Raw genomic sequence first — 15,132 nt, forward strand, 5'->3', positions numbered from 1 at the left:
TGTAACAAATATTAAAATTGAGAAAATTGGATTTTACGTGTTATAATGAACCCATTATTCAGATATACAAACAAGAGTGGGGAGTTGAAACATAAAGATGCAACCGATAGCGCTTCCGATCGTGGAAGGAAAATATAATCTTAAAAATTATGAAGAAGCCTATAAAACATTCGATTGGTCTGAAGTGGAGAAAGAATTTACTTGGTATGAGACTGGAAAAGTAAATATGGCTTATGAAGCGATCGATAAGCACTGTGAAACCCACAGAAAAAATAAAGTAGCATTATATTATAGCGATGCGAATCGCGACGAACAATACACGTTCCTTGATCTAAAGAGACTCTCCAATAAATTCGCTAACATTTTAAAGGAATTAGGAATTGTCAAGGGCGATCGTGTTTTTATTTTTATGCCTCGTTCACCTGAACTGTATACAGCCGCGCTCGGTACGATTAAGACGGGCGCTATTCTTGGACCTCTATTTGAAGCATTTATGCGAGAAGCTGTAAAGGATCGCTTAGCGGATAGCGAAGCGGTGGCGATTGTAACTACGCCCGAGTTACTGGCGAGGATTCCAATTTCAGAATTGCCAACTCTTAAGCATATAATTCTCGTTGGAGACGCGGATGAAAACGATCAAGGGCACATCTCTTACCAGGATGAGATGAGTCGAGCGAGTGATCAATTTGAAATTGAATGGGTAGACCGTGAAGACGGTCTGGTCCTTCATTATACATCAGGTTCTACCGGAAAGCCAAAAGGTGTACTGCATGTTCATAACGCGATGATTCAACAATACCAAACAGCAAAATGGGTACTGGACCTGCAAGAGGAAGATGTTTATTGGTGCACGGCGGATCCAGGTTGGGTGACGGGCACTGCGGCCGGGATGTTTGGTCCGTGGTTGAATGGCGCTTCTAATGTCGTGCGCGGGGGACGCTTTAGTCCGGATGATTGGTACCAAACGATTGAGAAGTTTAATGTAACGATTTGGTATAGCGCGCCAACTGCTTTTCGGATGTTAATGGGTGCTGGCGATGAGAGTGTAAAGAAATACAATTTGTCGACATTACGCCATGTTTTGAGCGTTGGCGAACCGTTAAATCCCGAGGTTGTGCACTGGGGATTGAGGGTGTTTGAAAAGCGAATCCATGATACATGGTGGATGACGGAAACAGGGGCCCAAACGATCTGTAATTATCCATGTATGGAAATTAAACCTGGTTCGATGGGGAAACCCGTGCCAGGGATCATTGCCGCGATTGTGGATGACGAAGGCAATGAGTTGCCGCCAAATCGGATGGGGAACTTAGCGATTAAACAAGGTTGGCCGTCGATGATGAGGCAAATCTGGAACAGTCCCGAAAAGTATGATGAATACTTCCAAACGAAAGGCTGGTACGTGTCAGGCGATTCCGCTTTTATGGATGAGGATGGCTATTTTTGGTTCCAAGGTCGTATTGATGATGTGATTATGACCGCGGGTGAGCGAGTCGGCCCATTTGAAATTGAGAGTAAGCTGATTGAACATCCAGCCATAGCGGAAGCGGGGGTAATTGGAAAACCGGATGCGGCGCGCGGTGAAATTATAAAAGCTTTTATTGCGTTGCGAAACGGTTATGATGCCACCGACGATCTGTTAGAAGAAATCCGCAATTTTGTAAAAACGGGTTTAGCGGCGCATGCTGCTCCGCGAGAAATTGAAGTGAAAGAGAAACTTCCGAAGACGCGTTCAGGTAAAATTATGCGTCGCGTGCTAAAAGCGTGGGAATTAGGTTTGGCTACGGGCGACCTCTCCACATTGGAAGACTAACGTTTATTTTACCGGGTGGTAGGCATTTGAGGCGAGACTTTCAAATAGAACAAAGGGTGGGTTAGAAAATGAATCTTTTCTATCCCACCTTTTTTTATTCAAAATCAGGTAAAAGCAGATCTGGGATCTCTTTAACCTCCTCATTTGCTGGCTTCTTTTCAAGTTTCTTTTTTTGGTCCTTTTTAGGGCGAGTAAGTTCCGTTGAATCAAGAGGCGCGCGTTGGTCATTGTCATCGATTGTTTGATCGTTTGCGATTGTTTCAGATGCTTCCGACTCGTTGCCAGCTACATCGACAGCGGTCACATAATATAATCCGTCTTTTTTTACTGAGAATGCGCTCTGTTTTGCTTGTTGAGTCACGCCGACTTTAGCAAACGGTTCTCCCATTTGTGAATGATAAATACGGTATCCGACAACATCCGCCTCCGTGTTCGCCCTCCACTCTAATTTTCCTTGTGGCTGAATGACAACATTTTGCGGCGGGGTCGGAGGCTTCCCGTCATCGACTCGCGGATCCTGTTTTTGCGGCAGACGGTCTTCCCAATCGAGTGGTTGAAAAGACATGCGATAGCGTTCTGGATTTTTTGGAAATTGAATGGGTTCAGGAGATTGGACGCCAACCTTTTCTTGGACCATATCATCTGGCGTTTCATCCTTCGCTAAATATGTTTTTCCATCGTGAATGACAACGCGCGCCGTACGATGTTTATCGTCAATTTTTGTCGGCGCGTATTTTTCATTGAAAATTTCGGTGACAACCTTGCCAGTTTTGCGACAAAGCGGGGAGGCAAGCATCCCTGTATTGCTGCAGATGGAAAGACGCTTGATCCCAGACGGTTGCTTGAATGTGGAGTCGACAGGATAGCTTTGCGGATCAAGCTCAAAAAGACCGTTCATCACCTGACTCCAAATTTTTGTTGAACGGGCCGAGCTTGCTTGGGGAAGACGATATGGGATGTCGTATCCGATCCAGACCCCTAACGTTAGTTCAGGCGTGTACCCTACAAACCATGAATCGTGATTATCGTTCGTCGTGCCTGTTTTCCCCGCGATGTCTCGCTTCCCTTTGACTGAACGTTGAATTGCCGCGCCCGTCCCTTCTTGGACAACCGTTCTCATCATATCGGTCATTAAATAGGCGGTTTGTTTGCTAAAAATGGGCTTGGAGTTTGGTCGGTGTTTAAAAATGGTTTCCCCGTTAGCGTCCACAATTTTATCGATCAAGTACGCATCCTGGAAGACACCCTGATTGGCAAAAACTGAATAGGCATTAGTAATCTCTTCGACCGTCAAGCCTTGCGTGAGTCCGCCTAACACCCCTGTTTTGGCTTGGAAATCGTTCGTCTTCGGATTATCTTCGGGACTGATGATTGTTGTGACGCCCATTTGTTCAACGAATTCCAGCGCTTTCGGGATGCCAACTTTTAAATACGTTTTAATCGCGGGAATATTGTAGGACCATTTAAACGCTTCTCGCGCGGTAATTAACCCCTGGAATTTATTGTTCCAGTTTGCGGGATAGTGTGGCGCCTTGTTTGTTCCGTTGTCCAATGGCAGCGGCGCGTCATCGATTGCAGAACCGGGTTGCAGCAATCCGAGTTCAAAGGCGGGGGCATAGGCGGCGATGGGTTTCATCGCTGAACCGGGTTGACGCGGTCGGGTTGTATGATTGACCTGCTGGACGCTAAAGTCGCGTCCGCCAATAAACCCTAAGATCGCGCCGCTTTTATTTTCAATCAACGTTGCGCCAACTTCCTCTAAAGCGTCTTTAATTTGTTTCGGTTCAGAACCATAATTTACTTTATAATTGCGGTTAGGTCCAAAATTGGCTGGATTCTTGCTAATTCGATTCATCATTTCATAAATGTCGCGATCGATTGTTGTATAAATGTGATAGCCGCCTCGCAAAACTTCTTGTCGTTTATCATCGACTAATTCGCGATATTGTTGGCGTGAGAGATCCGCTTTCGTTCTATTTGGATCCTTTTCAAGTTCCTGATCAACGAGAACCCGCGCTGCTCGCTCTTCAATTTCCATCATTAAAAATGGATACCGAGCGTACGCTTTCGGGGCGTTTTTCGCCAAGTTCACTTGGATATCATAGTCGAGCGCGTTTTTCATTTCCTTTGCGGTGATATAGCCGTTCTCATGCATTCTCTTTAATACGATCTTTTGCCGTTTCAAACCGGCTTTCAGTCCTTTTTCCTCAAATGGAATATAACGAGACGGCGCTTGCAACATGCCCGCGATATAGGCGGCTTGCGGGATGTTTAACTGTTTTGCATCGACCCCAAAAATGCCTCTTGCCGCGGCTTGAACGCCGTATATATTCGTATTGTTGACGCTGCGTCCGAAATACATTTCGTTCATGTAAGCCTCTAGAATTTCTTCTTTAGAAAACATTCTTTCCAAGCGAAGCGCCAGCAAGATTTCCTTCGCTTTCCTTTCATGGCTAACGGTTGGTGAAAGGATCGTCTGCTTAATTAATTGCTGGGTTAAAGAACTTCCGCCTGTTTGAATCGAACTGCCGCGTAACCCCTCTAATGTCGCCCGACTTGTCCCGATTGGATCAATCCCAGGGTGTTTATAAAAATATTTATCTTCAGTGGCAATAATGGCATCAATTAAATATTTAGAGACCTCTTCCCTTTTTACAAGGCGACGATCTTGCTCCGCGCGCAATTGTCCAATCGCCTCTTGATCGCGAAAATAAGCAAACCCTGTTAGGTGATTGGTAAGGATGTCTCGGCTCATTTCATCATACGAACGAATCAGATCATCTTTGACTAAAGAAGCGATGTAGCCAGTTGCAGTTGTTACCGAGAAACAGAGGATCATTGCCAGGAACAGTAACGACCACTTGGCGACATTCCAGAGAACTTGTCCAGGCGAGGGTTGGCGCTTTGCTTTGTTAGGTTGATCGGTATGCATAGTTGTCAACTCATTCCTCCTACACGCTAGAGCGCAAATCTGATGAAAAGAAAACAATATGAATGGATTAATTGCTTTTTGATTATGTTTATGATATGCATATTATAGAGAATTTAACAGAGTAGCGAAGAAGGGATTCAAGTATTTTCTATGATCATGGCTGAAGAGAGTCGGTGGGTGGTGTGAACCGATCCAGATATAGGAAAGAAATACAACCTGGAGTTACGTGTATGAGTGGAAGAATGGAGCAATCTATTCTTTAATTAGGGTGGTACCGCGAGACAACACCTCGTCCCTAAGTGGATGAGGTGTTTTTTGTTTCCTTTTTTTACTTAAAATATATCTGGAAGGTGAGAATCATGTCGTCAAGGCTGACTGAAAAAGTACAATTGACAGCAGAACAAGAGCAAGAAGTGGAAAGACAATTAGCGATTATCCGCAGAGGTGTCGCGGAGATCGTGCCAGAGGACGAGCTCGCCGCAAAAGTGGTCCGATCGGTGGCGACAGGCAAACCATTAAAGATCAAATTGGGCTTGGACCCGAGCGCGCCAGACTTACATGTGGGTCATACGGTTGTGCTTCATAAATTACGCCAATTCCAAGAATTGGGTCACACCATTCAATTGCTGATCGGAGATTTTACGGGTCAAATCGGTGATCCGTCAGGTCGTTCTGAGACACGTAAGCCGTTAACGGAAGAAGATGTGAAACGAAATGCGCAAACGTATGTGGACCAATTCGCAAAAGTAATGGATGTCAGCAAATTGGAAGTGTATTACAATAGCGCCTGGCTAGCCTCGTTGAATTTTGCCGATGTTGTTCGTCTCGCTGCGAAATCGACCGTTGCTCGCATGTTAGAGCGTGATGACTTTTCCAAACGTTACCAGACGAACCAGCCGATCAGCATCCATGAATTTTTCTATCCTTTAATGCAAGGCTACGATTCCGTCGCGTTAGAAAGCGATATTGAGTTGGGCGGAACAGATCAAAAATTCAACTTGTTGATGGGGCGTCAACTACAACGTGAATATGGAAAAGAGGAACAGGTCGCGATCATGATGCCATTGTTAGAGGGGTTGGATGGCGTTCAAAAAATGAGCAAGAGCTTAGGCAACTACATCGGGATCGCTGAACAGCCGCAAGAAATCTACGGCAAGACGATGTCCGTGCCTGACGAGTTAATGGTCAAGTATTATGAATTAGTGACAGATTTGACGAATGAAGAAATTGCTACCTTGCGTCAAGGGATTGAGGATGGCTCGGTTCACCCGAGAGACGCGAAAATGAACTTAGCGAAGCGATTCGTCGATATGTTTTACGGGGAACAAGAGGCCCAAGCAGCGGAAGAACAATTCAAACGTGTTTTCCAGCAAAGGGCATTGCCGACGGACATTCCAACAGTGAACATTGCCACGGCTGACTTAGAAAACAATCAGATTTGGGTTGTGAAGTTGTTGCAAGACTTGTCTCTCACTGCATCTTCTGGGGAAGCAAGACGGATGATTCAACAAGGAGCAGTCCGAATTAACGAACAACGGATCGAAGATGTACAGGAGCAAGTTACTGTTGAACAAGATATGGTCGTGCAAGTGGGTAGAAGGAAGTTCGCGAAAGTTTCTTTAGAATAAGGGAAAGAGGCCGCATGTTATAGAACTACGCGATCTGATGTGTAATGCAATTCCAAGGAGATGACTCTCAACGTTGAGTGTCATCTTTTTCATTTATAATACGCCATCTAATTCTTCGCCACTTCAATCGCTCATATATCGCATACTCAATATTTTTTAGGGGGATCCCTATGGTCAGAACTTATCAATCGGCTTATACTGAAGATTAAGCTTAACTTTTAAAAAAACGGATTTGGACAGGGTGTGTTTACTCGTGTTAATCAAAGGGAGTTTCAAAAGAATTGAGCCAACAGCCGCCGCGATTATTATGGCAAACGGGATTTTCTTAATCGGCGCGATTGAAGCCTTTCCATTTTTGAACGATCGGTTAGGAAAAATTTTAGCGTTTCTTTTATTGATTTCCTGGATTGTCATCTATATCAGATTATCTGTCCAGTTTTTCCATCATCAATTCTTAATTCCATTTTTGAAAAATCCAATTCATTCGTTTGCAATGGGGACATGGATTGCGGGTGTATCCGTTTTATGTAATGTATTTCTTAAATATTATCCGAGCATGATCATAGTCACGCAAGCGATGGCTCTTATCAATACATTGTTATGGGTGTTCTTTTTAACGATGTGCTTTTATAATTTTAAACAAATCTTGTTCAACGATCAAAAATATCCCGTTCATGGCATATTATTGCTATCCACGGTGGGAACGCAATCCATCATCGTTTTATTAAACAATGTTTTCTTTCAGTTGCCGATGATGGTGTCTAGCTTGATTATTACATTAGGGTTCCTCTTTTACCTGATTGGAGCTAGCTTGATTGTAAATAGGTATGCGTTGAAACGAGGATGGACACTTGTTGATGATTGGGCAAATACGAATTGTATTCTTCATGGCGCCCTATCAATTACAGGATTAGCGATTGTATCATCAAATACTTTTACATCCGCGTTTGTTGCTGTTTTGTGGGTCGTTATATTTATTTTGTTAGTGATTGTTGAAACAATCGAAATCTTTCGAGCGGTCCTTCGGGTTAAGCGGTATGGATGGAATAAAGGATTGTTTAATTACCATATTACACAATGGTCGCGGAACTTTACCTTTGGTATGTTCTATGCATTTACATTATTTGTACACAAAAACCCGTCTTACGTTATTCCTGTCCCATTACAAGCTTTTCAAGTTCAATTTTTGTCGTTTTGGTCGGTGATCGTCTTACTGACTCTGTTAGGACAAATCGGCGTGTATCTCAAATACCGCCTTGAAAAACGAGCTTTATGGGCAAAGATGTCTCGTTCAATCTCGGGTTAGTGAGCGTAAAATAAGAAAAGCCCCAAACCTTTTTTAATAAAAGGTTTGGGGCTTTGTTCATCGCTAATGAATCATCTAGCTATTAACGCGAGTAGAACTCGACGATAAACGTTTCGTTGATTTCCGCTGAAAGCTCTTCGCGTTCAGGAAGACGAATATATGTGCCTTCTACTTTGTTCTCATCGTAGCTTAAATAGCTAGGCAAGAACACACGAGCGGCTAGCGCGTCTTTCACAACGTCAAGGTTACGGCTTCTTTCGCGAAGACCGATTACATCGCCAGGTTGCACACGGTAAGAAGGAATATCTACTTTCTTTCCGTTAACAAGCACATGACCGTGAGCGACTAATTGACGAGCAGCTGGACGGCTTGATCCGAATCCGATGCGGTAGACAAGGTTGTCCAAACGGGATTCTAGCATGATCATAAAGTTAGTACCAGCAACGCCAGGCATTTTGGAAGCTTGCGTGAACAATTTACGGAAAGGTTTTTCAGTCATTCCGTACATGTGACGAAGCTTTTGCTTTTCTTGTAGCTGAAGTCCGTACTCACTCAATTTACGACGGTTTTGTCCATGTTGTCCAGGAGGATAGTTACGTTTAATGTCTTTTCCTGTGCCATCTAAAGAAATACCCAGACGACGAGCTAATTTGTGTTTTGGTCCTGTATAACGAGCCATTTTTTCATTACTCCTTTATTATAGATTTTCAGGTGTTCACTTCCAGTAAGTTAGTTTACTCTTTATCTCATGTACGTCAGACGGTAGCGTTTCCGCAACATGTACCATAGCATTGTGCAGCCGCAGACACTATGGGAATAAACTAAAGAGGGTCCCTTACTGTTTTTACCTAAAATCATTGCTACCCTAAAAAATGCACATAAGATATATTATATATTTTCATTCGGTAAAGTCAAGGTTTGTCCGATCAATCTTGCCGCGAAGTGGTGAAACTAAACGTTTCATCGCATATAATAGGGTTATTAACATCGGAGAGATAATAAAGGGGTAGATGAAGGTGACGCATTTTTATTTGATTCGGCACGGGGAAACAGACTGGAACCATCTGAAAAAACTGCAAGGACATACCGATATCCCATTGAATGAAAGCGGGATAAAGCAGGCCAAACGGATCGCAAAACGGTTGGCGACAACACCGATCGATCACTTTTATTCAAGCGATTTAAAACGGGCAAAGCGGACTGCGCAAGAAATTGTAAGATATCACGATTTGAAGCCTGTGTTGCAAGCTGAAGAATTTCGAGAGCGTTGTTACGGAGAATGGGAAGGGTTGCATTGGGACCAAATACCAAAACTATATCCAGGTTACGGCGGCGGACGACCGCTTGGCGGCGAATTTGGAATTGAAACATACGAAGCGATGCAACAAAGAGGGATGTCCAAGTTGACGGAATTGATCGGGGCGCATCCGAATCAACATATTGCGATTATTAGTCACGGCGGATTTATTAATTCCATTTTACATTTAATTAGCGACGGGGAAGTGGGGACGGGGAAGACAAAAATATTGAACACTTCCTTAAATCATATCTCTTATGAAGCGGGAAAATGGGACATTCATACGATTAATGATTGCGCTCATCTTGAGTTCGGGGAGAAGAAAAACGACGGCTTGTAGTTTCTACAGCCGCTTTTTTTTACGCATTGCCACACGCCCCGTGATAGAATAGAAGGAAGTAATTTCTATCCTTTTGTAGTGAGCATGATTAGGAGGGATTGGATCGTGAGGAAGCCTGTCAATCGCACAAAAGTACATATTGCGCAAGCGGCTATCGAACTTTTTTCTAGACAAGGCTTTGGGAGTACATCGATTCGAGAAATTGCCCAAAAGGCAAACGTCAATTCAGCCTTGATTAGTTACCACTTTAAAAATAAACAGGGTGTTTTGGAAATGATTATGATTGAATATTTCGAAAACCTCTTTGAACGATTTGCTGTCCAGCGAATCGAACGGACAACAGAGGCGTTCAATTATTTTGACGAACTGATGAAGATAGTTCAACTACTAATCCGTTATCAGTGTGAACACATAAAGGTGACGCGGATGATTCAGCGGGAACTGAGTGTGGATTCCACGCTCGTGCGCGAAGTAATGAGCACCTATATCGCGAAACTGAAAGCCTTGTTTACTTCACTTGCAGATGAAGGGATTTCAGCTGGACAATTTCGCGCGGATCTAAACCAAGACATGAAGTTGATTCACGTCTTAAGTAGCATTTTCTTTCCTTATTTTAATCCGCAAATCATCCGCGAGGTTTTCTATGTGGATCCGATGTCGGAGGAGTATATTGAAACGTATATTCAGTATTTAGCCAATATTTGGCGAAGTCAGTTTGTTCGAGAGAATTAAATTCCCTTTCCTAAAATTGGTGAAAGTGTGGTTGCTCGCGTTTTTAGGACTGTTTTTAGCGAGTTAGCTCGAAGAACTGGACCGTTTTAGGGTTGCGGAATGAAATAATGACGAATTTTGTTGAAAAAGTTTCTGTTTAAGCAGGAACTTTTTTTACTTTTCAAGAACTATTACTAGTAGGAGACATTTTACTTTTAAAATACGATTGTAAAAAACTATATTTGTTCTGCCTATGAAGGTTCTGATAAAATGAGTTTGCTAGAATAGACAATACACTTGACTGGAATGAGGAGAATTAGTTGATGATTGCGAGATTCCGAAAGTCGTTTATGATAATATATGCAAGTTTATGGCTCTGTAGCAGTGTGGTTGGCGCGGAGAGTTTCCCTCCACAGACAGAGGGCATCGTCCAGGATGAAGAACAAGTGATGGATCCTTCACAAGTGAAGCAGTTGGGTGAGATCATCAAGAAACTACCTGAAAAATACAAAGTTGTGATCATTCCTTCGACAGAGGAATTAACAACTCAACAATATACGGATGAATTATTTGTCGAATACGGTTTGGCCCGAGATCACGTGTTGTTCGTTTTCAATTTGGATAAGGCGGAGTTGGGGGTTAAAATTGGCGCGGGATTGCAGGCTAAAGGATTAACAGATGAAATTGTACAACAAACCGTTGATCATTTCTTTAGCCCTCATTCGAAACAAAAATCGTACATGAGCGGGATTTCAACGACGGCTCAAGGATTGAGTGACGTCATTCAGAAAGGTCCATCCGCGGCAACCGCTGCTCAAGGGCAAGGTTCAGTTGACCCCGTTCCACCGGGGAATAGTGAAGGTTCGGGCGGTTGGCTGTATGGCGCGATTGGGTTGATCATTGCGATGATTGCTAGCGGTGTGTATGTTCAAATGCAACGCAAGAAGTGGACGCAGGAAATGGATGATCTTGAAGATTGGCTTGATAAAATTGAGGAAAACTTAAAGCGTCTAGAAGAAGATCCACAAGCGCAAGAAAACAGGAACGATCCGGATCATCCAAATCCTGTTTTACGTTTAATTGAACAAGCCCGCAACGAATCGTTGCCGCAAGCGGAGTTTACGCTATTAGAAGCCGATGCGATGTGTGAGAAATTTCGCTTTCGGAAGACAGAACAATTTGCGCAGGAAACAAAAAGTATCTTGTCCCGTGTCGATCATGAGATTAGTCAAATGCAAAGCAAGTTGTTTCAAGCTAAGGTCGCGGAAGAAGAATGCGAGCGTTTGTTGGCGGAAACAGAACAAGCGTGTGTTGCTCTTGAACGTAAAATGGACGAAATCAGCGCGAAATATGGCGTTTCTTTCAGGGAAATGCGTGACCTGTTAGCCCAGGCAAAAAACTGGTTGGAGACGAATCAGGCGCAGACGGACCTCGATACACCTGCTTTTCTCGATCAGTTAAGGGAACAAAAACAGATGATAATTGAACATCTGAGAGAAGTTGAGCAATTTCCAAATTTAAGGCAGGAAGTCGCGGTCACGCTGGAGAGAGACTTAGCTCAATTACAGGAAGATTTGCAGGAAATGGTGGGCCATGGTTATCAAATTCCAGTTGAATTTTACCAAGATCATACGGCGCAGATGCGAAAAGAAGTTTTAGCTCTGCAACGATCAATCAAGAGCGGACGGATTCAAGGGGTATTAGGTCAAGTAAATGAACTGAAAGACCAGATCGATTCTTTCTACGATTTGATGGAAGAAATCGTGACCAAAAAAGCAAAGATTGTTCATTATCTACAAGAACTTCCTGACATGCTTGCGTCTTTAGAAACGGAAGAAAGACAGTTAACAGCGGAATTAGAAGAGTTGTCGTTACGTTACCGTGTCCAAGAAGGGGCGATCTTCAACTACTATTTAGAATTACAAGTTGCCTGTCAACAAGTTGGCGATCAATTGTTTTTAGTGAAACAAATGGACACAACGAATGACCTTGATTTCATTCAAGCGATCGATTATTTAGAGGCGGCCCAAGAAACAATTGAAAAACTAATGTTGTTGCGCGAGGAAGCCTATGAAGAACTAGAACAATTAAGAAAAGGCGAATTTGAGGCAAAAGACATCGTCGCTCAATTGCATACGGACCTCTTTCGTGTTGAACAACAAATACGGCGAAAAAATCTACCGGGTATTCCGACTCAATTTATAGAGAGAATTCATCTAGGACAGCAATCTTTGTTTGAAGTAGAGGCGGTTTTAAATGAGGCGCCGCTTGACTTGCAAAAAATTAACGCCTTGGTGAAAGATGCGCAAGCGGATGTTGAGAAGATTATAGCCGATACCCAACATATGTTTAGCTTAAGCGAGTCCGTCGAAGAAAAGATTCAAGCAACGAATCGTTATCGAAGCCGATCGCAAGAAGTGAACGATTTGTTGAACGAGGCGGAAGAAGCGTTTCGAAATGCGGAATATGAGCGAGCGGATGAATTGGCGACAGAGGCTTACGAAGTAGCGATGCGTCGCGGTGGCGGTAGATCGAAATTTAAACGATAAAATAAAAAAACGAGCAGGATGGAAGAGATGATTCCAAACTGACTCGTTTTTTTCGTTTACAAAATTTGATTGGATAAAAAATGGTCCCAATGTCCTGAGTCGTATGATACAATTTATGTAGAGAAAAGTGAACCGCTTGATCTGTTTTTATGGGGGCAAGTTATATGAATCAACAACGATTTCTTTTCACGAAAATAACGATTTTTTGCATTTACTTATGCGCGGCTTATTGGATTTCATTGCATTATCCGCCGCTCGGCATGTTGTTCTATCCTTCGCTGGGTTCATTCAGTGTAATCTTGATGGGTCAAGGAAACTACCTCCGAGAGCTCGTCGTAATCGCGTTAGGAGCAACGATCACATCCGCGATTGGCAGCCTATTATATTTTTGGTATCCATCAATCTTCACCATGTTTGTAACCGCTTTCACCACGCTGTGGCTGATGCAAAAATTTTCATGGCGAGCGGCTCCAATCCTCGCTGTCGCTCTAATTCCCTTCTTTTCCCACCCGACTACAATCTGGGTGTTGCCACTTTCTGTTTTGTGTTCAGTGATCTGTCTGCTTCTTCCATTAGGTCTTGTCCAAAGGTTAGAAAAAAGACGGGTCGCGGATATAAAGCGGGGTATTTCTCAGTAGACTGATGCATTTGCATGCGATCGGTCTTTTTTTTGCATTGAAATGAACTTTTTGTTGTTAAGGGGACTCTTATTAAAGAGAGGTGAAGGCATGAATGTTAGGCGCAAGGTGAAAAAGGCAAAAGAGGGAGATAAAGAAGCGTTACTTCAACTGATTTTGGATGAAAAAGACGCATATTATCGGTTGGCGCGGATGTACATGGGCAATTCCCATGACGCAATGGACGCTATGCAAGATATGATTGTGACCGTGTATGAAAAAATTGAACAGTTAAAGAAAGAAAATGCTTTTTATAGTTGGAGCAAAACGATTTTAGTAAATGAGTGTAAAACGATGTTGCGTAAGCGAAATAAAGTGACACCCCTGGACTGGCGAGATTCTGTGGAGGAGAGTTTCGAACGAGCAACGGAGCGAAGCGCCCAACCACAACTTCAAGCGGAACAGCAACTAGAGATCGAAGCTTTGTTGCGTCACGTGAATGAACATCAAAAAGAGGCGATTCAGCTGAGGTACTTTCACGATTTGGATTATGAAACGATCGCGGAGATGATGGATGTCTCATTAGGCACTGTAAAATCAAGGATTCATCAAGGCTTAAAAAAGCTAAGGGATCGGTTCGGGAGGGATGGCGATGCATGACATTGAGAAAAAGTTGTTAGACGAAAAAAAGCGAATAGAAAAAGTAAAGGCCCCGATAGAAATGGAAACGAAGCTAAGAGAAGCTTTAGCGTCGGTGGAACCACAGCGAAACAACAGGGTTGGATTCGGTTGGAAAAGTGGGGGGATCGCCGCCGTCGTCTTATTAACGGTGATGCTTATTGGAAATCAGTATCAGGCGGTCGCTTATTATGGGAAAAAGTTCTTTGGATTTGATGAAGTGACTAATGAAACCTTACAAGCGCTAAATGAGCAGGGACGTGGGCAAGCAATCGATCGAACCATTCAGTTAGAAGATGGTTCCAGGTTAACTGTGAATGGGATAATGGACGACAAGAACCAACTGATCTTGTATTATACGTGGGCGCGCCCAACGGGAAAATTAGATCCCATGGATTCCCCTTTAACGTTTGCGTCACTCAGCGGATTTCTCACAAAATCTAACGGGGTAAGCGAAATATCGATTCCAAACGATCAGCTAAACGAGATAAAAGGTACGAAGACGTTTGAGCCTGTCAGTCCATTTGCTAAACAATTGACGTTACACCTGATGTCAGATCAATCCATCACATTTCCTTACGATCCTTCCCAAGCATTACAAAAGAGAATTAAGCAATCGATTAATAAGACGGTGGCCGTTGATCGGGGCAAGGTTCAGTTTAAGTCGCTTACGGCGACACCGACAATGACGGTCATTGACGGAACGCTACAGGTTGATAACTATGACAGGCTTCCTCTCGGTTTATATGGGATTGAACTGCTGGCAGATGGAACATCTGTCCCAATCATGGGCGGTGGCAGCCGTTCGGCTTTTAGAGGGATGCTTGGGATTAAATTTCAAATCGAATATGACGCGTTGCCGGAACAGATTGATATACTTCAATTAGCGTTTAACCGTTTTATTGGATATCAATCATTAGAACAGAAAATTTCGCTCAATACGGTGGTCGGTGAGCCGATTTTGCTTGTCGATAAACTTCTGCAGATCAAAGGGGTATCCGTTACTCCAGAAGGTGTTGAAATCACGGTCATCACTGACGATGAAATTTTGCTGGATGGGGTTTCGATTGTTGGAGAAAAGGGGGAGACGCCGTTACAGACGACGGTAAAGCATCGGGAACCCGAGTATGTGGAAGAAAACGTTTATAAGGAGCGCGTCCTATTGTTTGATACAAATGAGCGACCTAAGTATTTGTTAATTAAAGGAATGCATTACATTAAGACATATAACCAGGTCATTGACATCCCAATTCGTTAATTT

The 15,132-nt window shown here is 43.3% G+C and carries 11 protein-coding genes; 9 read left to right on the forward strand and 2 right to left on the reverse strand.

The features are described 5' to 3' along the window. Positions 1-97 precede the first annotated feature (97 nt). A complete protein-coding gene (gene acsA, locus BEP19_RS00145) occupies positions 98-1,813 on the forward strand; it encodes an acetate--CoA ligase (RefSeq protein WP_120187842.1) in 1,716 nt (571 codons plus the stop codon). Positions 1,814-1,907: 94 nt separating this feature from the next. On the opposite strand, the gene BEP19_RS00150 is transcribed toward acsA, so the two are convergent. Then, the gene (locus tag BEP19_RS00150) at positions 1,908-4,745 is read right to left on the reverse strand and encodes a transglycosylase domain-containing protein (RefSeq protein WP_120187843.1); all 2,838 of its coding nucleotides are present in this window, start codon (positions 4,743-4,745) and stop codon (positions 1,908-1,910) included. A gap of 359 nt (positions 4,746-5,104) precedes the next feature. Here BEP19_RS00150 and tyrS point away from each other — a divergent pair, with 359 nt between their 5' ends. After that, positions 5,105-6,373, forward strand: coding sequence for a tyrosine--tRNA ligase (gene tyrS / locus BEP19_RS00155; protein WP_120187844.1), 1,269 nt, complete (start codon positions 5,105-5,107; stop codon positions 6,371-6,373). A 253-nt stretch (positions 6,374-6,626) separates the two neighbouring features. Beyond that, positions 6,627-7,679: a TDT family transporter gene (locus BEP19_RS00160; RefSeq protein WP_120187845.1), complete on the forward strand. Its 1,053-nt coding sequence runs from the start codon at positions 6,627-6,629 to the stop codon at positions 7,677-7,679. A gap of 82 nt (positions 7,680-7,761) precedes the next feature. Here the strand turns inward: BEP19_RS00160 and rpsD are convergent, their stop codons facing one another. Then, positions 7,762-8,358: a 30S ribosomal protein S4 gene (gene rpsD / locus BEP19_RS00165; protein ID WP_120187846.1), complete on the reverse strand. Its 597-nt coding sequence runs from the start codon at positions 8,356-8,358 to the stop codon at positions 7,762-7,764. Between the two features lie 337 nt (positions 8,359-8,695). Between rpsD and BEP19_RS00170 the strand changes: the two genes are divergently transcribed. The 6 genes from BEP19_RS00170 (at position 8,696) to BEP19_RS00195 (ending at position 15,129) form a co-directional block, all read left to right on the forward strand. Continuing rightward, on the forward strand, positions 8,696-9,316 hold the full coding sequence (locus tag BEP19_RS00170; protein WP_170145192.1) for a histidine phosphatase family protein: 621 nt from the start codon (positions 8,696-8,698) through the stop codon (positions 9,314-9,316). Between the two features lie 105 nt (positions 9,317-9,421). Then, positions 9,422-10,048 carry a forespore capture DNA-binding protein RefZ gene (gene refZ / locus BEP19_RS00175; RefSeq protein WP_170145193.1) on the forward strand — a complete coding sequence of 209 codons (627 nt, stop codon included), beginning with the start codon at positions 9,422-9,424 and terminating at the stop codon, positions 10,046-10,048. 302 nt (positions 10,049-10,350) lie between these two features. Continuing rightward, positions 10,351-12,576 (forward strand): septation ring formation regulator EzrA, encoded by a 2,226-nt coding sequence (locus tag BEP19_RS00180; RefSeq protein WP_120187849.1) that lies wholly within the window; start codon positions 10,351-10,353, stop codon positions 12,574-12,576. 164 nt (positions 12,577-12,740) lie between these two features. Further along, a complete protein-coding gene (locus BEP19_RS00185; protein WP_170145194.1) occupies positions 12,741-13,214 on the forward strand; it encodes an HPP family protein in 474 nt (157 codons plus the stop codon). A gap of 90 nt (positions 13,215-13,304) precedes the next feature. Next, a complete protein-coding gene (locus BEP19_RS00190) occupies positions 13,305-13,853 on the forward strand; it encodes an RNA polymerase sigma factor (RefSeq protein WP_120187851.1) in 549 nt (182 codons plus the stop codon). After that, positions 13,846-15,129, forward strand: coding sequence for a DUF4179 domain-containing protein (locus BEP19_RS00195; RefSeq protein ID WP_120187852.1), 1,284 nt, complete (start codon positions 13,846-13,848; stop codon positions 15,127-15,129). Before BEP19_RS00190 ends, BEP19_RS00195 begins: the two co-directional genes overlap by 8 nt. The last annotated feature ends 3 nt before the right edge of the window (positions 15,130-15,132 follow it).

Source organism: Ammoniphilus oxalaticus, assembly GCF_003609605.1.
Taxonomy (GTDB): Bacteria; Bacillota; Bacilli; order Aneurinibacillales; family RAOX-1; genus Ammoniphilus; species Ammoniphilus oxalaticus.

Excerpts from the sequence above, each read along its gene's own strand:
- tyrS (WP_120187844.1), top strand. The coding sequence starts at position 5,105 with ATGTCGTCAAGGCTGACTGAAAAAGTACAATTGACAGCAGAACAAGAG.
- rpsD (WP_120187846.1), bottom strand. The coding sequence starts at position 8,358 with ATGGCTCGTTATACAGGACCAAAACACAAATTAGCTCGTCGTCTGGGT.
- BEP19_RS00150 (WP_120187843.1), bottom strand. The coding sequence starts at position 4,745 with ATGCATACCGATCAACCTAACAAAGCAAAGCGCCAACCCTCGCCTGGA.
- BEP19_RS00185 (WP_170145194.1), top strand. The coding sequence starts at position 12,741 with ATGAATCAACAACGATTTCTTTTCACGAAAATAACGATTTTTTGCATT.
- BEP19_RS00195 (WP_120187852.1), top strand. The coding sequence starts at position 13,846 with ATGCATGACATTGAGAAAAAGTTGTTAGACGAAAAAAAGCGAATAGAA.
- acsA (WP_120187842.1), top strand. The coding sequence starts at position 98 with ATGCAACCGATAGCGCTTCCGATCGTGGAAGGAAAATATAATCTTAAA.
- BEP19_RS00190 (WP_120187851.1), top strand. The coding sequence starts at position 13,305 with ATGAATGTTAGGCGCAAGGTGAAAAAGGCAAAAGAGGGAGATAAAGAA.
- BEP19_RS00180 (WP_120187849.1), top strand. The coding sequence starts at position 10,351 with ATGATTGCGAGATTCCGAAAGTCGTTTATGATAATATATGCAAGTTTA.